The organism is Paenibacillus chitinolyticus (genome assembly GCF_045038035.1).
GTDB lineage: Bacteria > Bacillota > Bacilli > Paenibacillales > NBRC-103111 > Paenibacillus_F > Paenibacillus_F chitinolyticus_A.
Map to the genome: position 1 here is coordinate 509,827 of NZ_CP173427.1, position 19,418 is coordinate 529,244.

Here is a 19,418-nt window from a genome sequence, read left to right on the forward strand (position 1 = left end):
AGGGGAGATCATTGGGATGACGAAAATCGTATTTGTACCGCTCGACGAGCGGCCGTGTAACCTGGAATATCCGCAGCGCCTGGCCGAGATGACCGATTTGGAGCTTGCCGCTCCGCCCATGTCCATTCTGGGCCGCAAGAAAGCGCCGGGGGATACGGAGGCTCTTGGAAACTGGCTTCTCCGGGAAGCGGAAGGGGCGGACTATGCCCTGGTGTCGCTGGATATGCTCGTTTACGGAGGGATCGTACCTTCCCGGCTGCACTATTTGACCCGTGAGGACGCGCTTAAGCGCCTTGAAGTGCTGCGCGAACTCAAAAGGAATAAGCCGGACCTGCGGATCCACGCTTTTAATCTGATTATGAGGGTGCCCGCCTATTCCAGCAGCGAAGAGGAGCCGAATTATTACGCGGATTACGGCCGCGAGCTGTTCCTGTACGGCTGGTATACGGATAAGAACGAGCAAGAAGCGCTGACGGACGAAGAAGAGCGGATTTTCACAGGCATTCTGGACAAAATTCCGCAGGATGTGCTCGAAGATTTCATCGGACGGCGCGAAATCAACGCTTTCGTCAACCGGACGGCGCTGGAGCTTGCGGAAGAAGGCATTATCGACTATTTGATCATCCCGCTCGACGATAATTCCCAGTACGGCTTCTCCCCGCTGGAGCAGAGGGCGCTAGCGATTCTCTCGGAAGAGCTGGACTTGACGGACCGCGTTGCGATATACCCGGGGGCGGACGAAATCGGCTGTACGCTGTTTGCCCGGATTTTCTGCGAAAGCAAAGGATACCTTCCGAAGCTGTTTGTCCGTTATTCTTCCACGAGGGGACCTTTCTGCATACCGAAGTACGAGGACCGCAGCCTGAACGAGAGCATCAAGGCGCACCTGACGAGTGCAGGCGCTTTTATGGCGGACAGCTCGCAAGGGGCCGACGCCGTGCTGATGGTCAATTCGCCGGCAGTCGGCGAATCGGACATGGCGGAAACGTCGCAGGCGTGGAGCCAGCGGCACCGGTCCTACTTCTCCGAGGTGAATTTGCGCGAGTTCGCCCAGGCGATGCGCGTGTATCTCGGAGAAGGGCGGACCGTAGCCTTGGCCGACGTGGCGGTCTGCAACGGCGGCGATACCGTGCTGCTCAAGCTGCTTGCCCGCCAGGGCCAGCTTGAAGGGCTGTCCGCGTATGCCGGGTGGAACACCTCCGGCAATACGCTGGGCACTGTCATCGCGCACGCCGTCATCGAGGCGTACTACGCGGGCGCGCGGGAAACGGCCGGCGGGACGGACGCGGACACCCCGGCTGGAGGCCGTCTGCGCAGCGAAGCACAGAAGCGGAGCAGCCGGGCCTTCTACTTCTACCGGCTCGTAGAAGACTGGGGCTACCAGGCCCTCGTCCGCAAGGACGTGACGGCGAACGTGCTTCCGGCGTTCGGAGCGGGATATTTCGGGCTGGCCGGCAAGCAGCCTGAAATCGAAGCCGTCATCGCGGAGAAGCTGCGCTCGTTTGTTGAAGAGCGCCTTGCCGGGCTGACGCCAGAGCGGATCGAGCTCGCCAACGTTCATTTGCCGTGGAACCGGATGTTCGAGGTCGGTTTCGATCTGCACCTGGTGGGCGGGAGCAGCCCTGAACCGTCTCGCGAAAGTAAAGAGACTGCCCGGGGCTGATCGGGATCGGGCTTTGTTTTTGCAGATATCTTCGTGTATCGTCATCGGATTCGGGCATCGGATCGGAGGATGCGGCAAGCGCTTCGGCCTTAAGGGCCGGGGCGCTTTTTTTATACAGATCGACCTACCACCGTCATGCAGCGAAACACCGTGCGCTGGGAGCTGCGCGGGGTGCGAAGGAAAAGCGGGGAAGGGACGCAATAAAGCTTTGCAAAAGGACGCTGGCCGACGGCTTCGTTTTCGGCAATGCGGTTCATCCGCATATGCAGATTGTCTGCCATCCGGTTGATAGGCTGACCCGACCTGCCGGCAATGGCCCACCCTTCAAGCCCCTCCAAATTGGCCCCGGAAATTTCGCGAAATTCGTTAAATTCCGGGGTAAGCCGGAATTGGTGTCCTTTTTTCCGGAACGGGCCCATACACTGTAACGAGGCCGAAATTAGCGCATCCAGCGGGAAACGGGTATAATGGGGGTATTATAAAAGTCAGATTGTGCCCATGCAATCTTAACATCAAGGAGGTACCCTATGTCCGGATTTATCGGGAAGATTAAACAGGGCGCAGCCGAAGCGGGGAAAAAAGCGCAGCAGACGATCGAAGTTAACCGGTTGAAGCTGCAAATTGCGGCGAAGCAGAGAGATATGCAGAAACTGTATACGCAGATCGGCGAATTTGTCTACGAAGCGGGCAAGCAGAAGCAGCCTTACCCGGAGACGCAGGTCGCGGCCGTAACGGCTGAGCTCCAGGCTATCGAAGATGAAATCAAGGCGATGCAGAACCGGATTTACAGTCTGTACGACGAGAAATCGTGCGAATGCGGACACGTGGTCGCGGTGGATACCCGGTTTTGCCCGAACTGCGGGCGGAAATTCGAACCGATTCACGAGCAGGCGGACTTTACGGCTATTATGGAATTGAAGCCTTTCTGCCCCCAATGCAAAGAAGATATCGAACCCGGTATGCAGTTCTGCACGACCTGCGGATACCGGCTGACGGAAGAAGAAAGCTAGACTGCCGGTTAGCCTGCGGTAGGCGTTATACATGCCATAGGATAAAGACGATTATACAGGCGGCATGCCAAAAAGGATGAAGGGATTCTTCGCGAATGCCTCATCCTTTTTTATGTTTATCTACTTATCGTCTTCGCAGTCGTCCGCGGGTTCCTTCGCCTGAGCGTTTCCCGTCCTGCGGGTGTCCGAACTGTTGCCGTATTCTTCTACTGTCTTCCAGGCGTCGACGTCATCGATTTCGGAGCGGCCCGTGTCGTCATCGTTCGGAGACTCCAGAATCGGTTCGAGAAGTTCTTCTTCTACCGGGCGATCTGCGGGGTTGCCTTCCGCACGTGTCTGCGAATGTTCAACGCAGGTAGAAGCCCATGGAATCGCCTCCAGGCGTTCGAACGGAATCGGTTCCTTGCATATTTCGCATACGCCGTAAGAACCGGATTCAAGCCGGCCGATCGCATGTTTGACGTCTGTAAGCTGTTGTTCCATATTTTCATCCACCGCCTGGTCCCGGCCTCTTTCGAACGCTTCGGTTGCGATGTCGGCGGGGTGATTGTCGTATGAGGATAGTTCTCCGGTAGAGTCTCTCAGCGAGTCTTCTTCCCGGTCGGACTCAAGCACGTGCTCCAGCTCGCCTTTTTCCTTATAAAGCCGCTGCTCCAGCTTGTTTCTTTCTTCTTCGGTCAGCGCTGCCATCGGACATTCCTCCCCTTCGGATACGTGGTTGGGACGGTTTCTCCTGAAGAGATGAACACCGCCCGATTGTATTTTTTTATTACCCGAAGACCCCTTTATTTGACGCAAAAGCGGAGGATGGAAACATACGGAAGCGGGTATCCAGAGCTTGCCGGAAGTAGACGAGTTCGGTCCCGGCCGTTTTTTACGGGAAAATTTAGCTTGTAATTGGAAAAAGGATAAGGTAAGGTTAAGATAACCTTATATGTTTCGGGAGCTGGATGGAGTCCGGCTGAGAGTGTGACCGCGAATGTCACTAACCGTATCTGATCTGGGTAATGCCAGCGTAGAGAGAATAACCCTGCCGACCAAGGCCGCACGGTATATTCCGTCCGGTCTTTTTTTGTTCATTGCAAGCCTGAGGCTGCTGCCGGTTGTTCCGGGAAATCTTGTCCGCTTACGAACCGCCTGGCGGCCGTAGGCGCGAAAAGACCGGGATTGGAGAAATACCGGTACGGCCGGCCGTTTCCGCCAACCGGCGGAGCGGCGTCCAGGCTCGCGTGCAACGGTGTACGGGAAAACCACTTTCTGCGGAAAGTGGTTTTTTTGCGTTATTGCCGCTCCGTCTGTCGGAAAGCGCGCCCTGCCCGAGGATAGATTATAAAACCGCTCTATACAAGCCGAGAGGAGAAGAACGAGATGACCCCTTATCCCGCCGGACCGGAACTTCACGCCATCTCAACCGGAAGGCAGAACCCGGAGGTGCTTATACGGATTGCCTCCGCCATCCATCCTTACATAACGGCCATTCATGTGCGTGAAAAAAAGCAGTCTCCGCGGGAGCTGTGGGCGCTGCTCTCAGGGCTTGCCGCCTGCGGGGTCCCGCCGGGCAAGATTGTCGTCAACGATCGAGCCGATGCGGCCCGGCTGTCCGGAGCGGCCGGAGTGCAGCTTCCGGGAAGCGGCTTGCCTGCCTCCGCGGTGAAAAAGGGGTTTCCCGGCCTGCGCGTAGGCGTCTCCGTTCACGGGCCCGAGGAAGGTGGCCGTGCCTCGAAGGAGGGAGCCGATTATCTGATATTCGGCCATGTATTCGCCACAGGCTCCAAACCCGGCGCCGCCCCGCGCGGCGCGGAAGCGCTGCGGGAGACGGTGCTGGCTTGCGGAGGCCTCCCGGTTATCGCGATCGGAGGGATTCTTCCGGAGAACTGCGCGGAGGTGATTCGTGCGGGAGCAGCGGGCGTGGCCGTAATGAGCGGCATATGGGAAGCGGACAATCCCGCGGAAGCTGCGGAGCGTTACCGGCACGAGCTGGCGCTTGCCCTGCAGCCGGAGAAAACAGGAGGAGAACTGAGATGAATCGGGATACGGATATAGTCGTGATCGGAGGAGGCGTCATCGGCTGCTCGATCGCCTATCAGCTTGCGAAGCGGGGAGTCCGAGTGACTCTGCTGGAAAAGGAACGTATTGCCGGGCAGGCGTCGGGCGCGGCAGCCGGGATGCTTGGGGCCCAGTCCGAAATGCGCGAGGCGGGGCCGATGTTTGATTTTGCCCGCGGGAGCCGGGATTTGTTCCCGGAACTGGCGGAAGAGCTCAAGGAGCTGACGGACCTGGACATCGGCCTCACCCGCCGGGGAATGCTTAAAGCCGCCTGGACCGATGCCGAAGCGGCGGCGCTCAAAGCGGACGCCCGTTTCCAGCAGGAGGCCGGCGGCCGGGCGGAATGGCTCAGTCCGTGCGAGACAGGCTGGCTGGAACCCGGTCTGAGCAAGGAGCTCCGCGGGGCGCTTCATCTGCCCGACGAGGGGCATGTGCTGGCGCCGGAGCTGTCGGCCGCTCTGGCCGCCGGAGCGGCGCGGCTTGGCGCGCGGATCACGGAGCACGCCGACGTGACCGGAATCCTGACGGAGTCGGGCCGGGTGAGCGGCGTGGAGACCCGCGAAGGGAAGATCCGCTGCGCCGGCGCGGTGCTGGCGTCCTCGCTTTGGAGCGCCCAGATTCTGGCGCCTCTGGGCGTGGAGCTGCCCGTGTATCCGGTGAAGGGAGAATGCTTCTCCCTCACCCTGAGGCAGCCTCTTCTCGCGAGGACCATCGCTTCGGGCGACTGCTATATCGTGCCCAAGCCGGGCGGGCGGATCATCGTGGGAGCCACGGCTCAGCCCGGCTCCTTCGACCGCAGTCCGCGTCTTGGCAGCCTGCTTTCGCTGGCGGCGCAGGCGCAGCGGCTCGTCCCGGGGCTTGCGGATGCCGAGTGGGAACGCGCCTGGGCGGGGCTGCGGCCTCAGACGCCCGACGGGATGCCTTACATCGGCGAGATAACCGCCTGCAAGGGGCTTTTCGCAGCCCTCGGGCATTACCGCAACGGCATTTTGCTGTCGCAGGCGACCGGCGTGCTTGCCGCTTCGGTGCTCACGGGCGGGGCCGCCGCTGCGGAAGCGGCTCTGCCGGGGGCGAGTGAGCTGCTCGAAGCGTTCCGGCCGGACAGAAAGGCGGCAGCCGCGGCTGTAAGGCAGTAGGCCCCGCCGGCTGGGGAGCATGGCTCCGTGTATCGGCCCGGAGGCTGCATTTTGCAAGTGAAGGAGGCATTTGACGAGTGAAGCTGCATGTAAACGGAGACGACATTACGGTGCCGGAAACGGTACATACCGTAGAAGGGCTGATCAGGCACCTTGGATTAAAACGCAATCTGCTTATCGTGGAGACCAACGGGCATATTTTGCAGGCGGAAGAGCATGCGGATGCCCCGGTGGCGGACGGCGACCGGATCGAAATCGTTCATTTTGTAGGAGGAGGCTGACCATATGCTAAAAATCGGACCTTACGAATTCAACTCCAGGCTGCTGCTGGGAACGGGGAAATTCCCGGATTTTACGATTCAGAAAAAGGCGGTCGAGGTTTCCGAAGCGCAGATTTTAACTTTTGCCGTGCGGCGGATGAATATTTACGACCCGGAACAGCCGAACTTTTTGTCCATGCTGGATGTAAGCAAGTTCAAGCTGCTGCCGAATACGGCGGGAGCCAAAACGGCCGAAGAAGCGGTCCGTATCGCCAAGCTGGCGAAAGCATCCGGACTCTGTGACATGATCAAAGTGGAAGTGATCGGCTGTGACAAGACCTTGCTGCCCGATCCGGTAGAAACGCTGAAGGCAACCGAAATGCTGCTGGCCGAAGGGTTTCTTGTCCTGCCGTATACGTCGGATGATGTCGTGCTGGCGCGCCGTTTGCAGGAGATGGGCGTTCATGCGATCATGCCGGGGGCATCGCCGATCGGTACGGGACAGGGCATTATCAACCCGCTGAATCTTAGCTTCATTATCGAAGAAGCGCGTGTGCCCGTCATCGTGGACGCAGGCATCGGGGCTCCTTCGGACGCTGCGCTGGCTATGGAAATGGGGGCGGACGGAGTCCTGCTGAACACGGCGGTTTCCGGCGCGGAGGACCCTGTGCGGATGGCGTATGCCATGAAGCTGGCCTTGGAGGCCGGAAGGGCCGGGTATGAAGCCGGACGAATCCCGCGCAAGCGTTATGCGACCGCGAGCAGTCCTTTGGAGGGAGTCAGCATGGGCTGACGGATGTGGTGCAGGCGGGAGGCTGGCGCCTTAAGGTAAGAGGAAGAGCGAAAGTTTGAGCGAGCTGGAGGCGAACATTTCTCGAAGCCATCCAAAACCGCGGCGTCGAACGGCAAATCGATCGGTCAGACCAACCGGCATCGGAAGTGGTTCTTTCCACTAGAATTTCAAAACCTGCCGCCGACTGTGTCTAACTATATCTATATAGTCATGTAGACCTATGCGAAAAAGAGGAATTATGTCGGCCACTGCAAGTTAATGGAGGTGCAACCTGATGAACATATCCTTAAACAAACAGCAGCATCCGCCGGAGCTTTGCAGTCAAGCCCCGCCCGTTCCTGTGGCGGCCACGATTGCCGGTTCCGACAGCGGAGGAGGGGCTGGCATCCAAGCCGATCTCAAAACGTTCCAGGAGCTCGGCGTATTCGGAGCAAGCGCTTTGACAGCCGTAACGGCACAGAACACGCTTGGCGTTCACGGAGTTCATCCGATCCCTTCTTCTATGGTGGCGGCTCAGATCGACGCGGTTGCCGGAGATATCGGGCCCGCCGCCTGGAAGACAGGTATGCTTTTCAGCGCGGAGATCATTGAAGCCGTAGCGGACCGCGCGGCTTTCTACAAATGGTCCCGTCTGGTTGTGGACCCCGTCATGATTGCCAAAGGCGGAGCAAGCCTGCTGCGGGAGGATGCCGTGCAGGCGCTAAGGAGCCTGCTGCTACCGCTGGCGCAAATCGTGACGCCGAATATCCCGGAGGCGGAGGCTCTGACGGGAATGGGGATCGCAACGATGGCGGATCGCAAAGAAGCCGCCCGCCGCATTCATGCGTGGGGAGTGAAATACGTGGTGCTGAAAGGCGGCCACGGAGGGAACCGCGCCCAATCGCTGGACCTGCTGTACGACGGCCGCGTGTTTACGGAATTTGCGGCTCCCTGGATAGAGACGCGGCATACGCACGGCACCGGCTGCACCTTCGCCGCGGCTTTGACGGCGGGGCTTGCTTCCGGGCTTCCCGTGGACGAAGCGGTACTGCTCGCCAAACGCTTTATCCAGGCGGCGCTCGCGAATCCTCTGAACCTTGGAGCGGGGCATGGCCCGACTAATCATTGGGGGTACAACAGGCCGGGGACGGCAGGCGCTTACTTCAAAACGGCACCGGCCGCGGCCGGAGAAAGCGAGGGGTGGCTGCGATGACAAAAACGGCTGCCGAAGCCCGGTATACCGGCAATCTCAGGGAAGCGTTGAAGGTTTATCTCGTGATGGGGAGCCCCAACTGCGGGGGCAAAGACCCCGCTGCCGTATTGCAGGCGGCCATAGAAGGCGGCGTCACGCTGTTCCAGTTCAGGGAGAAGGGTCCCGGCGCCCTGCAGGGACAAGAACGGACGGAGCTGGGGAGCCGGCTCCTCGGCGTCTGCCGCCAGGCGGGAATCCCGTTCATCGTGAACGACGATCTCCGCCTGGCGGAAGAGCTGGAGGCCGACGGAATCCACGTCGGCCAAGAAGATCTGGCGCAGTGGGACCGGGAGGGACTGCGCCAAAGATTTAAAGGGCGGATACTCGGCATATCCGCCCATAACCCCGCCGAGGCACGGGAGGCGGTCCGCTGCGGCGCCGATTACCTCGGCGCGGGCCCGATGTATGCCACGGCGACGAAGCCGGATGCCCGTGCCGTGCAGGGCCCGGGCATCCTTGCCGCCATGCGGGCGGGCGGCATTAAGCTGCCGCTGGCGGGCATCGGCGGCATCACGCCGGAGGGCGCGGCCGCCGTATTGGCGGCCGGAGCCGACGGCGTGGCGGTTATCTCGGCCATCAGCGGCGCCGAAGATCCGCGCGAAGCGGCCCGGAGGTTTTCCCGCCTGTTTACGGGATAAGCCGGTCGGCGGCCGTTCTTTTACCGGTTGGCTGCAGGCAGTCTATCAGCAAGTCATAAACGTGTTCGAAAAAGTGAGTCAAACCGCCGTTTAAGCCATAAACGTCCATTAATACGGCTTTCAAACGAGCCGATAAAGTTCGGGAGGGATTTTTAAAATGACCAAGAGTACAGAAATCCAGGAGCCTAACGTATCCGCTTTTCCGGGGAGCCGCAAAGTTTATGTGGAAGGTTCCCGTCCGGACGTGCGCGTAGCGATGAGGGAAATTCAATTGAGCCCGTCCTCCGGGCGTTTTGGCGAAGAAGAGAACGCCCCGGTCCGTGTCTACGACACGAGCGGTTTATACACCGATACCGAAGAGGTAACTGATATCCGCCGGGGTCTGCCTGCGAACCGGTACGGCTGGATTGTCGAGCGCGGCGACGTGGAGGCTTACGAAGGCCGCACCGTGAAGCCGGAGGACAACGGGCTCCGCAGCGAGGAAGCGCTGGCGAATACGGAAGTGTTTCCCGGTCTTAACCGGAAACCGCTTCGTGCCAAGCCGGGCGGCAATGTGACCCAGATGCACTATGCGCGCAAGGGGATCGTTACGCCGGAGATGGAGTACATCGCCATCCGGGAAAATGTGGCGCCCGAATTTGTCCGCGATGAAGTGGCCCGGGGCCGTGCCGTTATTCCTTCGAATATCAATCACCCCGAAAGCGAGCCGATGATCATCGGGCGCAATTTCCTGGTGAAGGTGAATGCGAACATCGGCAACTCGGCCGTAGCTTCTTCGATTGAGGAAGAGGTGGAGAAAATGACCTGGGCGACCCGCTGGGGAGCCGATACGGTCATGGACCTGTCCACGGGCAAAAACATCCACACGACGCGCGAATGGATCGTGCGGAATTCACCGGTGCCGATCGGAACGGTGCCGATTTATCAGGCGCTGGAAAAAGTGGGAGGCAAGGCCGAAGAACTCACGTGGGAGATCTACCGCGATACGCTTATTGAACAGGCCGAACAAGGGGTCGATTACTTCACGATTCATGCGGGCGTGCTCCTCCGCTACATTCCGTTGACGGCCAAAAGAACGACGGGCATCGTTTCCCGTGGAGGCTCGATTATGGCCGCCTGGTGCCTGGCGCATCATAAGGAAAACTTCCTCTACACCCATTTCGAGGATATCTGTGAAATTATGAAAGCTTACGATATTTCGTTCTCGCTCGGAGACGGCCTGCGTCCCGGCTCGATTGCGGATGCGAACGACGAAGCGCAGTTCGCCGAACTGGATACGCTCGGAGAGCTGACCGGGATTGCCTGGGAGCATGACGTCCAGGTCATCATCGAAGGCCCCGGCCACGTTCCGATGCATCTAATCAAGGAGAACGTCGACCGGCAGATGGAAGTTTGCCGGGAGGCGCCGTTCTACACCCTCGGTCCGCTGACAACGGACATCGCGCCGGGTTACGATCATATTACGTCCGCTATCGGTGCGGCGATGATCGGCTCGTTCGGTACGGCGATGCTCTGCTATGTCACGCCGAAGGAACACTTGGGTCTGCCGAATAAAAACGACGTGCGCGAAGGCGTAATCGCCTATAAAATCGCTGCACATGCGGCAGACCTGGCCAAAGGTCATCCGGGAGCGCAGGACCGGGATAACGCCCTTTCCAAAGCGCGGTTCGAGTTCCGCTGGCGCGATCAGTTCAACCTTTCGCTTGATCCGGAACGGGCGATGGAGTACCACGACGAAACGCTCCCTGCGGAAGGGGCCAAAACCGCCCATTTCTGCTCCATGTGCGGTCCGAAGTTCTGCTCCATGAGGATTACGCAGGACATCCGCGAGTATGCCCGCGAGAAAGGCCTCGGCGAACAGGAAGCGGCGGAAGCGGGCATGGCCGATAAAGCAGCCGAATTCCGGCGCGAAGGCAACGTGATTTATAAGTAGGCCAAGAATCGGCCTGCGTATAACAGCGAAGGCCTGCCCGGTTGTCGCCAAGCTTGGCATTGCAGTATGCAGCCGCAAAAGCAAAAACCGTATTTCTCCTGTCCCGTGGAGGAATACGGTTTTTCTTATGGGCGAAATCTCGAGAAAATGATAATGTTGCGGGCAGCCATGCAATCCGTCCGAAGCGGGCTGGCACGAACTAAAGCGAGCGCTAGCCGTTCGGCTGCTTTTCCTCCGAAGCGGCTCGCGAACCGGCACGCAATTGAACAGGTTGCCGGCTGTGTATTTCATCCGTTCGGGCGCTGTCTGCTTCCGCAGTCGTCCATTCCTTGACGGAGGCGCTGTCCGGTCCCGGTTCCGCCATCCACTCATGATGGGCTGCGGACGTGGGCTCTTCCTCTTCGTAATCAAAGGATGACACGCCGTATTGGTCCCGGGCACCTTGGATACTTTTTATGAAAACGGTTACAACTAAAAAGCCGAAAATGAGTAATGTTAATGTTCCCCATAAGGCTGTCATTTTGAGCTGCCTCCTTGAACGTACGAATCGACTGCGGAAGAAAGAGCCTTCCTACCATATGTACGCGTAAGTCCCGGAGAAGTTTCTGCTCACGCTTGGTTTTTTTTGATGGCATATATGCATGCAGGGAAAAGAATGAAAAACAATGTTAATTATATGTCATGTATATAGAATATCTAGCATGTTTTCATCTATATTTGTTAAGTTTATGTTAGATATTTTTACGATAAGATCGAATTTTCTCTTGAGTAAGTGGAAAAACATCTCGTATAATAAAGAAATCAACAAAAAAGAGACCGTTTCAGATATTATATGTAATAAAACATTACATTAAAGGAGGGCTTGAAATGAAAATCGCTTTGATTGCACATGAAGTCGCAGAAGCGGAATTGATTGATTTCGTCGTAGCTTACCGGGGGCTGCTGGAGAAGCATGAGCTTTATGCGGCAGGAACGACCGGAACGATGATGATGGAGGCCGCCCGGATTTCCGTTAACCGGATGCGTTTGGGTTCTTTCGGGGGCGAACAGCAGATTGGCGCCATGGTAGCTCAGAATGATATTGATCTTCTTATTTTCTTTCGTGATCCGCTGGCTTCACTCGGACATCAATCCGATATTACGGCGCTCCTGCGTTTGTGCGACGTCCAGTGTATTCCGGTTGCGACCAATATGGCAACGGCGGAAGTGCTTGTTAAAGCGATGGACTTGGGATTGTTCGACTGGCGAACCGTTGTGCATGAAAATCCCATTCAGCAGCGGAAGCTTCGGGCCTGAACCGCGGTCCGCTTGATCCGGACCTATCCGGAGCGTTCAAGGCATGGACAAAATGGTTGTCTCATAAATTAGAGGCCGGCATTCTGCTATCCAGCCTGGATGTATGAATGGTCTTCCCCTTTTTGAAAAAAAGCGGCGGACCGCATGACGGCCGCCAGCTTCCCGCAAAGCTCTCTGCGGCCTAACGGAAAAACGAAGAAGCCTCAATCCCGTCTGAAGTGCACCCCTTAGAATGGACATTGGAAAAACCCTTGGGTAATTCCGATGAAATTCTAGGGGGTGCATTTTTATGCCAGCGAGAAAAGGACAAAAGTTCAAGCGCTATACGGAGGAACTAAAGAAGGAAGCCATACGCCTTCATGTTGAAGAAGGGTGGACGTATCGAAGAATGACAACTCACTTGAACATCCATGACCAAGATCGGGTGAAAAAGTGGATGGCTCGCTATAAAAAACAAGGCGAGTATGGCCTCTTGGACCAAAGAAGAGCAGCGAAGGAATCGTACGTCGATGAAAATCGGCAATTGGCTCGCTTGAAACGAGAGAATGACTTGCTAAAAAAGTGCTTGGAAATTTGGATGCGGGAGGTGTGAAGCGAAAATACGAGGTGGTCGAGCAGGCGGCGGGAACCGGAACCGTCACGGAACTCTGCCGCCTGCTCGGTGTATCCAGAAGTGGATTTTATGCCTACAAGAAACGAAAAGAGCAGGATCGGGACAAGCCGCTCAAGGATCTCATTCAGGCGATATACTTCAAGTATGATGGCAAATATGGCTATCGGCAGGTGCAGCTGTTTCTCCTTGAAGACCATGGGATCTGGATCAACCACAAGAAAGTGCTGAGGCTGATGCAGGCGCTGGGTCTAAGATCCCGCGTGCGTCGGAAACATCGGGGCAGCTACGCGTCGTCCATCGGAGAGAGAGTCGCGGAGAATGTTCTGAAGCGAGATTTTACAACGCCGGCTCCCAACCGGAAATGGGTGACTGACGTCACGCAGTACCGCGTCGGAACGACGTGGCTGTACCTCTCAGCCATCAAAGATCTGTTCAACAATGAGATTGTAGCCAGTCATATGAGTACGCGTAATGACAATGAGCTCGTTCTTCAAACGTTTGCAAAGGCGTTTAAAAAGCGCAAAGACGTGACCGGATTGATCGTTCACAGCGATCAAGGGTTCCAGTACACGTCTCACGCGTATCACGACATGCTGCCAAAGGTTGGCGCCCGAATCAGCATGTCTAGGCGGGGCAATTGTTTAGACAACGCCTCCATGGAGAGCTTCTTCTCGCATCTCAAAACGGAAGGGCTCTACCTGTATAATATCCGAAGTCTCGACGAGGCACAAAGAAGAATTTCGAATTATATCTATTTTTACAACCACCATCGTCCGCAGCGAAAGCTAAACAAGCTGACGCCGATGGAGTATCGGCGCCAGCTTGCAGCCTAGGCTTTTTTCAATGTCCGTTAAATGGGGTCTTGACCAGTCCGGGGAAGAGGTTTCTTCGTTTTCCTTAGTTCGCGTGTGGCGATAGTCCGAAATTCTACATCGTGTAGTGCTGCTGTGCTTGTCCCGCCTGATTGTAAGGAGGTTGTGTGTAGGAGTATCCTTGGTGCTGGCCTCCGGAAGACAGGTAGGGATTCACGAGCTGCTGGGTTTGTTGTCCCGATTGCTGGGAGTGCTGAATTTGTTTGTCGATATCCTGACGCAGAGCTGGCGAGGGAGTGGTGTACATGTTATTTTGTTTCATAAACGTGTACAACTCCCCTTGCAGATGCAGGGTATCCAGCGTGAGCTGGTTAAACAGCTGGCGGATCGCCGGGCAGTTGGACTCCGTCACTGCCGTTGCATATTCTCTGACCACGCGCTTATGGTCGGCAAGGATTGCGGACAGGAGGTCCTTGTCGCTCAGGATGGAGCCGCTCTGACGGTTTGGCTGCTGGTTAGGCTGTTGATTTTGCTGGAAACCTTGCGAGTACGGATATGCGGACTGCTGCTGAAAAAGCTGTTCCAGCTGCTGTTGGCGCTGGTTATGCTGTTGCTGCTGCTGATAGGACAGCTGCCGGTTTTCGCTGTTCTGCTGCTGGTTCACAGGAAATCCCTCCTTTTGTCGGGCTTGCAAAGTTATTGCTGCTGCGGCTGATTCGGGGCATACTGAGCGTGCTGCTGAAGAGCGGACAATATTTGAGCGTAGTGCTGCTGGTGACTCTGGATCAGATGCTCCGCGATCTGCCGGATAGCCGGGTTTTGAGCATGGGTGATGGCGTTCGCCGCCTGTTTAATCAGCAGATCCTCATTGGTCATGGAATCGGCCAGGTAGTTCAATTCTTTGCCGGTTATCGGTTGCATGGAAAATCCTCCTTTCCCTTCCTTAGTAATGTAACCCGGTTTTATGGAATTATTCGGAAAAAGTGATTTGGCTGAAAATTGCGGAACGAGCAGCCGGCCCCGCGCATCAAAAAGAACCCCGCTTCTACGAAGGGGGCTTGGATTAAGTGAGGAAAAAATGTTTACTTGCGCGGAGGCCGCTTGGCGATTTCCTCCGTCACCACAAAGGCAAGCTCTTCATTGCCGAACATCGACAGCACGCCGAGAAGAGTGTCGTCGGGGATTTCTCCGGCTTCTTCCTTGGAAACCGTAAGCTCCAGCGCCTGCTGAAGCTCCGTGTTGTTCCCCTGGTGGGGATAGGCCTGTGCATATAGGGCGGCCGGGTCCAGACCGTGATTAATGCACCACTGGGCAAAAATCAGAATCATCATTCGTTCGTCGCGCTGATAGTTCTCGATGATGCGTTTTTCCATCTCCTGCTGATTCATGTTCATACGGTAATGCCTGCTCCTTTCGATCGTTTGAATTAGAGACATCGGATTTAAAAGCTGCCGGGGAGTCTCATCGCCCGGTTATGCGATTTGCCCAGAAGCAGCAGTGAAAGGACGGCGCCGATCAGGGCGCACATCATGTCCCACTGGGTGTCCCACACATCGCCTTGAGTGCCGAGGAAAGATTCCGCCGCCGTTCCGGTCAGCTTGGCAACAGCGAACTCCAGGAGTTCATAGAAGGCGCTGAATCCCAGGCAAACGCTGAGTGTCAGAAAAACAAGCCAGCCTCCGGGCTGTATGGGAACTTTGCGGATTAAAATCTCACGCGTGAGAATGGCGGGTACAAAGCCCTGCATAAAATGACCGAGCCGATCGTAATAATTCCGCTCCAGATCGAAGGTATCCCGGAGCCAGTTGAAAAGGGGAACCTCCGCATACGTGTAGTGCCCGCCTACAAACAAAATCATGACATGAGCCCACACCAGCGTATACGTGAGAAGGGTAAGCGGAGTCCGCCGGTAAATGCCGATTAATACGGCTGCCAGAATCAGCCCCGGCGTCACTTCCAGCAGCCAGGTGAAATAATCGTGAGGTCGTATGCCTGACCAGATGAAGACGGCCACCAGGCTGCCCAGCAGAGCGGAATAGCTCCGGGTGGGGACACGGGAAGATTTCATGGGGCGGAAGAACCTCCTGTAAGTTATTGTCCGTGCTTTTTTGCATTTCGTCCAATTTGTGGGCCTGATTCGTGCGCATCCTATATCCGGAACCGGAGCGGTAAGCTATACTGACTCTATCGTACCATGAAAGCGGGAAAGGGAGGTAGACCATGTCATCTTCGAACCGAAAAATAAGGTGGGGCATTCTTGGGTGCGCTTCCATCGCTCTAAGGGCAGCCGTGCCCGCCATTCAGGCGTCGTCTACGGGGGAGCTTGCCGCTATTGCCAGCCGCGACGTGTTCAAAGCCAGGGAAGCGGCCCGGCGTCACGGAATACCGGCCGCCTATGGAAGCTATGAGGAGCTGCTCGCCGATCCGACCCTGGATGCGGTGTATATTCCGCTCCCGAATCATTTGCACTTTGAATGGACGATTAAGGCCGCAAGAGCCGGGAAACATGTGCTCTGCGAAAAACCGCTTGCCCTTACGGCCGCCCAGGCGCAGGAAATGGCCGCGGCGTGCAGGGAAGAGGGCGTCCTCCTTGCGGAAGCCTTTATGTACCGGCATCATCCCCGGTACGACCGAATCCGCGAAATTCTCGCGGCCGGGGAACTGGGCGTTATACGCGCCATGCGCGCCGCCTTCACGTTCGATAACTCCGCGGATACGGGAAATGTCCGCTGCCGCAAAGAGTGGGGCGGCGGTTCGCTTTACGATATCGGCTGCTATACGCTTAATGCGGCCCGTTATTTGCTTGGCGGGGAGCCGGAAGCCGTTACGGTGCAAGCTTTCTTCTCGCCCGGGCATGGCGGCGTAGATATGATGGCGTCGGGGCTTGCGGAGTTTCCGGATGGCGTCGCCTTGACGTTCGACTGCGGTATGTGGGCCGCCTCCCGCAACACGATCGAAATCGTCGGAACGACGGGGACGATTGAAGTGCCGAGCGCTTTTGTCGCACCGGAGGGAAGAGGAGCCGACTTTACCGTCACGGTAAACGGTGCTCGCCGGACGGAGGCCGCGCCCTCCGTGAACCAGTACGCCGTGCAGATCGACGACTTCGGACGGGCCGTTTTGGGCCGGGAGCCCTATCGTTTTCCGGCCGAAGATGCCATTAACGGCATGAAGGTCCTGGAGGCCTGCCTTCTTTCAGCGGAAACGCGGGCAAGAATAAGCCTCTAAACTAGCAAAAAAAGGATGGCGCCCGGGAACGTTTTGTACTATGATGGTACTAACAGGGACTTGGAGACTAGTCGGCTAGTCTTACATCCCGAAAACCAAGCCAGGCGCCTATCTTCGGGATAGCGGCGCACAGTGGAGCGAGGAAGTCACATGGGGTCTGTGACCGCGACACTGCTATGAGCTTGGTTTTTTTGCGTTTTTTTTGCGCTCGGCGGCGGCTGTTCGTACAATAGGAAATAAGAGATAAAGGGAAAAGAAGCGGCCGGATCGTTCGGCCGCGGGCAAACGGAGGAGGAGCATGCGATGAACAGGAAAAGATATACGAACATGGACCCCGCAGCGGGACTGAGCACATTCTCGGATCTTCGCAAATGGCGTAAGGAAAGAAGCGGCAAAGTGAAGGATCTTTCCTTCGTTGTAAAAACAAGTCCGGATAAAGATCCCGGCTACTTGAAAGCCAACCGGAGCGAGACGACGATCACGTGGATCGGCCATTCCACCTTTCTGCTTCAGAAAAACGGCCTAAACCTGGTCACGGACCCGGTATGGGCGAGCCGTATGGGGTTCGACAAGCGCCTGGCGGAACCCGGGCTTGAACTCGGCGAACTGCCTCCGGTGGATGCGGTTCTGCTCTCGCACGGGCACTACGATCACCTTCATATCGGCTCCTTGCGTGCCCTTCCCGGAAAACCCAAGCTGCTGGTCCCCGAAGGACTGGGAAAGATGCTTCGGCGCAAGGGTTTCGACGATATACAGGAGCTTTCCTGGTGGGGAAGCCATGAGCTCGGCGGTCTGCGCTTTCATTTCGTTCCCGCGCAGCACTGGACCCGCCGTTCGCTGACGGATACGAACACCTCTCACTGGGGAGGCTGGATCATAGAGGATGCCGGCAAGCCGGGGGAAGACCCGGACAGTCTCTATTTCGCGGGCGACAGCGGGTATTTCCAAGGCTTCCGGATGATCGGGGAGCGATTTCGCATCGGCTGCGCCCTGATGCCTATAGGGGCTTACGAGCCCGAGTGGTTTATGTCCACTCAGCACGTTTCCCCGGAAGAAGCCGTGCAGGCTTTTCTGGACACCCAAGCGGACATATTCGTGCCTATGCATTACGGCTCGTTCCGCCTTGCCGACGATACGCCGCAAGAAGCGCTGGACAGACTGCGGCTGAATTGGGAACAGCGGAAGCTTGATCCCCGGCGTCTGAAGGTGCTGCTGCACGGACAAACACTGAAGACCGACTTAAGCGGCGCAGTAAATAAATTTCCCGCTGAATAAGGACAAACCCGTCTTTTTCGGCTTCCGGACGGCATATACATCATGAGGGACCCTGCGGGCACGATGCGGTCCGAACGATTACCGAGGAAGCGGGGGAGGAAGATGAAGAACTGGAGAGTCGTGCTGATCCTCGGTTTTGCCGTTTATGCGGCTGCGGTAGGATTTTATTTCGGCAGAGGGGACATCTACAGTTTGCCGTCAGGCTCGGCGGGCACCAGTATAGATCCGCACACGTTTATGAGCGAAGGAGAGATCGGCCGGGCCGAAGTGTTGTCGCGAATCCGCTCAATTGTGTACTTTTTGCAGACCCCCTTGCAGCTTGTTCTGCTGATTTTGCTTGTGGGCACGGCTATCCGGTTCAGGGACCGCATTGAAGGCTGGACCCGGCGCTATCTGCTGCGGACAGGCTTGTTTGTTTTTCTGTTCCTGCTGCTCGTGTATGTCCTTATGCTGCCGTTCGACTACTTTATGCTCAGTGTGGAGAGATACTACGGAGTTTCCAATGTCAGCATAGGCACCTGGCTGGTAGACCATGCGAAGAACCTTGGGATCGAATGGCTGACCACGACGTTCGTTCTCCTGCTTGTCCTTGCCTTGATGAAAAGAAGCCCCCGGAAATGGTGGCTGTGGCTGTGGGCTTTTTCCGTACCGCTCCTGCTGTTTCTCCAGTTTATCCAGCCGGTGATTATCGAACCCCTCTACAATGAATTTACGCCGCTGCGGGCGGGGGAGCTGAAAAAAGAGCTGCTGCATCTGGCCTCGCAGGCCGGAATCGCGGCGGATGACATATACGAGGTCAACATGTCCGAGAGGACGAATCAGCTTAATGCCTACGTGTCCGGAATCGGGTCTAATGCCAGAGTCGTTCTGTGGGATACCCTTCTGCAAAAAATGGACACCCGAGAAATTCTGGTCGTCATGGCGCACGAGATGGGGCATTATGCGGAGCGGCACGTCTTCTGGGGAAGCGGCCTGGGGCTTGTCATGAGCTTCGGCCTCCTCTGGGGCGGGAGCCGGATTTACGAGATAGCGGTGCGCAATTGGGGCAGAACGAGAGGACTTCGCGGTCCTCGGGATATGGCCGGACTGCCGCTGCTGCTCGCCATTGTCTCCCTGCTGACCCTTGCGGTAACTCCTATAGACAACGCCGCTTCGCGGCTGATGGAAGTCAGGGCCGATTCGTATGCGATGAAAATGACCGGAGACGGCCAGGCGGGCGTGAGCGCTTTTCAGAAGCTCGCCGCGGCGAATTTGAGTCCGGTCACGCAGCCGGCGCTCCTGCAGTGGTTTCTCGGTTCCCATCCGACCATAGAGGAACGGATCCGGTATTTCGGCGAGTTTGCGGCGCAAAAAGCCCGTTAAACTAAAAAGCGTGCCGTTTTCCGATTTGCAAACAAGTTTTGCGAATCGCGAAAAGGCACGCTTTTTTTCATAGGGAAGAGCTATAGGGCACGCGTCCGAGCAGGGTGCTCTTCACAATGCGT

21 protein-coding genes and 1 riboswitch are annotated in these 19,418 nt (G+C 57.0%); of the genes, 15 read left to right on the forward strand and 6 right to left on the reverse strand.

Annotation, left to right across the window (positions count from 1 at the left end; translation table 11 throughout):
- The first annotated feature begins 16 nt into the window (after window positions 1–16).
- Both ACI48J_RS02370 and ACI48J_RS02375 read left to right on the forward strand, forming a co-directional pair.
- Window positions 17–1,663, forward strand: coding sequence for a DUF4127 family protein (locus tag ACI48J_RS02370; protein WP_405081459.1), 1,647 nt, complete (start codon window positions 17–19; stop codon window positions 1,661–1,663).
- A 527-nt stretch (window positions 1,664–2,190) separates the two neighbouring features.
- Complete coding sequence (locus tag ACI48J_RS02375) at window positions 2,191–2,673, forward strand: zinc ribbon domain-containing protein (RefSeq protein ID WP_218231233.1); 483 nt, start codon at window positions 2,191–2,193, stop codon at window positions 2,671–2,673.
- Window positions 2,674–2,793: 120 nt separating this feature from the next.
- Here ACI48J_RS02375 and ACI48J_RS02380 read toward each other — a convergent pair whose 3' ends face one another.
- Complete coding sequence (locus tag ACI48J_RS02380; protein WP_405081461.1) at window positions 2,794–3,363, reverse strand: TraR/DksA C4-type zinc finger protein; 570 nt, start codon at window positions 3,361–3,363, stop codon at window positions 2,794–2,796.
- A 239-nt stretch (window positions 3,364–3,602) separates the two neighbouring features.
- Window positions 3,603–3,713, forward strand: a riboswitch (TPP riboswitch).
- A 328-nt stretch (window positions 3,714–4,041) separates the two neighbouring features.
- Here ACI48J_RS02380 and ACI48J_RS02385 point away from each other — a divergent pair.
- The 7 genes from ACI48J_RS02385 to thiC all read left to right on the forward strand — a co-directional run bounded on the left by ACI48J_RS02385 (window position 4,042) and on the right by thiC (window position 10,710).
- Window positions 4,042–4,698 carry a thiamine phosphate synthase gene (locus ACI48J_RS02385; protein ID WP_405081463.1) on the forward strand — a complete coding sequence of 219 codons (657 nt, stop codon included), beginning with the start codon at window positions 4,042–4,044 and terminating at the stop codon, window positions 4,696–4,698.
- A complete protein-coding gene (gene thiO / locus ACI48J_RS02390) occupies window positions 4,695–5,855 on the forward strand; it encodes a glycine oxidase ThiO (RefSeq protein ID WP_405081465.1) in 1,161 nt (386 codons plus the stop codon). Before ACI48J_RS02385 ends, thiO begins: the two co-directional genes overlap by 4 nt.
- Window positions 5,856–5,932: 77 nt before the next feature.
- Window positions 5,933–6,136 (forward strand): sulfur carrier protein ThiS, encoded by a 204-nt coding sequence (gene thiS / locus ACI48J_RS02395; RefSeq protein ID WP_042234269.1) that lies wholly within the window; start codon window positions 5,933–5,935, stop codon window positions 6,134–6,136.
- 4 nt (window positions 6,137–6,140) lie between these two features.
- Entirely contained in the window at window positions 6,141–6,908 is a 768-nt protein-coding gene (locus ACI48J_RS02400) for a thiazole synthase (RefSeq protein WP_405081466.1), read from the forward strand.
- A gap of 274 nt (window positions 6,909–7,182) precedes the next feature.
- The gene (gene thiD / locus ACI48J_RS02405; RefSeq protein WP_405081468.1) at window positions 7,183–8,100 is read left to right on the forward strand and encodes a bifunctional hydroxymethylpyrimidine kinase/phosphomethylpyrimidine kinase; all 918 of its coding nucleotides are present in this window, start codon (window positions 7,183–7,185) and stop codon (window positions 8,098–8,100) included.
- The gene (gene thiE / locus ACI48J_RS02410) at window positions 8,097–8,777 is read left to right on the forward strand and encodes a thiamine phosphate synthase (protein ID WP_405081469.1); all 681 of its coding nucleotides are present in this window, start codon (window positions 8,097–8,099) and stop codon (window positions 8,775–8,777) included. The genes thiD and thiE overlap by 4 nt, the downstream gene beginning before the upstream one ends.
- A 157-nt stretch (window positions 8,778–8,934) precedes the next feature.
- On the forward strand, window positions 8,935–10,710 hold the full coding sequence (gene thiC / locus ACI48J_RS02415) for a phosphomethylpyrimidine synthase ThiC (protein WP_405081470.1): 1,776 nt from the start codon (window positions 8,935–8,937) through the stop codon (window positions 10,708–10,710).
- Window positions 10,711–10,921: 211 nt separating this feature from the next.
- On the opposite strand, the gene ACI48J_RS02420 is transcribed toward thiC, so the two are convergent.
- Window positions 10,922–11,230, reverse strand: a complete 309-nt coding sequence (locus tag ACI48J_RS02420; RefSeq protein ID WP_405081471.1) for a hypothetical protein — start codon at window positions 11,228–11,230, stop codon at window positions 10,922–10,924.
- A 347-nt stretch (window positions 11,231–11,577) separates the two neighbouring features.
- Here ACI48J_RS02420 and ACI48J_RS02425 point away from each other — a divergent pair, with 347 nt between their 5' ends.
- The 3 genes from ACI48J_RS02425 to ACI48J_RS02435 all read left to right on the forward strand — a co-directional run bounded on the left by ACI48J_RS02425 (window position 11,578) and on the right by ACI48J_RS02435 (window position 13,452).
- Window positions 11,578–12,006, forward strand: coding sequence for a methylglyoxal synthase (locus tag ACI48J_RS02425; RefSeq protein WP_326052456.1), 429 nt, complete (start codon window positions 11,578–11,580; stop codon window positions 12,004–12,006).
- A gap of 289 nt (window positions 12,007–12,295) precedes the next feature.
- A complete protein-coding gene (locus ACI48J_RS02430) occupies window positions 12,296–12,598 on the forward strand; it encodes a transposase (protein ID WP_405081472.1) in 303 nt (100 codons plus the stop codon).
- Complete coding sequence (locus ACI48J_RS02435) at window positions 12,595–13,452, forward strand: IS3 family transposase (RefSeq protein ID WP_405081473.1); 858 nt, start codon at window positions 12,595–12,597, stop codon at window positions 13,450–13,452. Before ACI48J_RS02430 ends, ACI48J_RS02435 begins: the two co-directional genes overlap by 4 nt.
- 94 nt (window positions 13,453–13,546) lie before the next feature.
- On the opposite strand, the gene ACI48J_RS02440 is transcribed toward ACI48J_RS02435, so the two are convergent.
- From ACI48J_RS02440 to ACI48J_RS02455, 4 genes are all read right to left on the reverse strand, one after another.
- Window positions 13,547–14,095, reverse strand: a complete 549-nt coding sequence (locus ACI48J_RS02440) for a spore coat protein (RefSeq protein WP_405081474.1) — start codon at window positions 14,093–14,095, stop codon at window positions 13,547–13,549.
- A 32-nt stretch (window positions 14,096–14,127) separates the two neighbouring features.
- Entirely contained in the window at window positions 14,128–14,352 is a 225-nt protein-coding gene (locus tag ACI48J_RS02445) for a hypothetical protein (RefSeq protein ID WP_405081476.1), read from the reverse strand.
- 161 nt (window positions 14,353–14,513) lie between these two features.
- A complete protein-coding gene (locus tag ACI48J_RS02450; RefSeq protein ID WP_405083168.1) occupies window positions 14,514–14,819 on the reverse strand; it encodes a hypothetical protein in 306 nt (101 codons plus the stop codon).
- A gap of 53 nt (window positions 14,820–14,872) precedes the next feature.
- The gene (locus tag ACI48J_RS02455; RefSeq protein ID WP_405081478.1) at window positions 14,873–15,499 is read right to left on the reverse strand and encodes a DUF2238 domain-containing protein; all 627 of its coding nucleotides are present in this window, start codon (window positions 15,497–15,499) and stop codon (window positions 14,873–14,875) included.
- Window positions 15,500–15,651: 152 nt separating this feature from the next.
- Here ACI48J_RS02455 and ACI48J_RS02460 point away from each other — a divergent pair, with 152 nt between their 5' ends.
- The 3 genes from ACI48J_RS02460 (at window position 15,652) to ACI48J_RS02470 (ending at window position 19,296) form a co-directional block, all read left to right on the forward strand.
- Window positions 15,652–16,659 carry a Gfo/Idh/MocA family protein gene (locus tag ACI48J_RS02460; RefSeq protein ID WP_405081480.1) on the forward strand — a complete coding sequence of 336 codons (1,008 nt, stop codon included), beginning with the start codon at window positions 15,652–15,654 and terminating at the stop codon, window positions 16,657–16,659.
- A 303-nt stretch (window positions 16,660–16,962) separates the two neighbouring features.
- On the forward strand, window positions 16,963–17,934 hold the full coding sequence (locus ACI48J_RS02465; protein ID WP_405081481.1) for an MBL fold metallo-hydrolase: 972 nt from the start codon (window positions 16,963–16,965) through the stop codon (window positions 17,932–17,934).
- A gap of 102 nt (window positions 17,935–18,036) precedes the next feature.
- Window positions 18,037–19,296, forward strand: coding sequence for a M48 family metallopeptidase (locus ACI48J_RS02470; protein WP_405081483.1), 1,260 nt, complete (start codon window positions 18,037–18,039; stop codon window positions 19,294–19,296).
- Window positions 19,297–19,418: the final 122 nt, after the last annotated feature.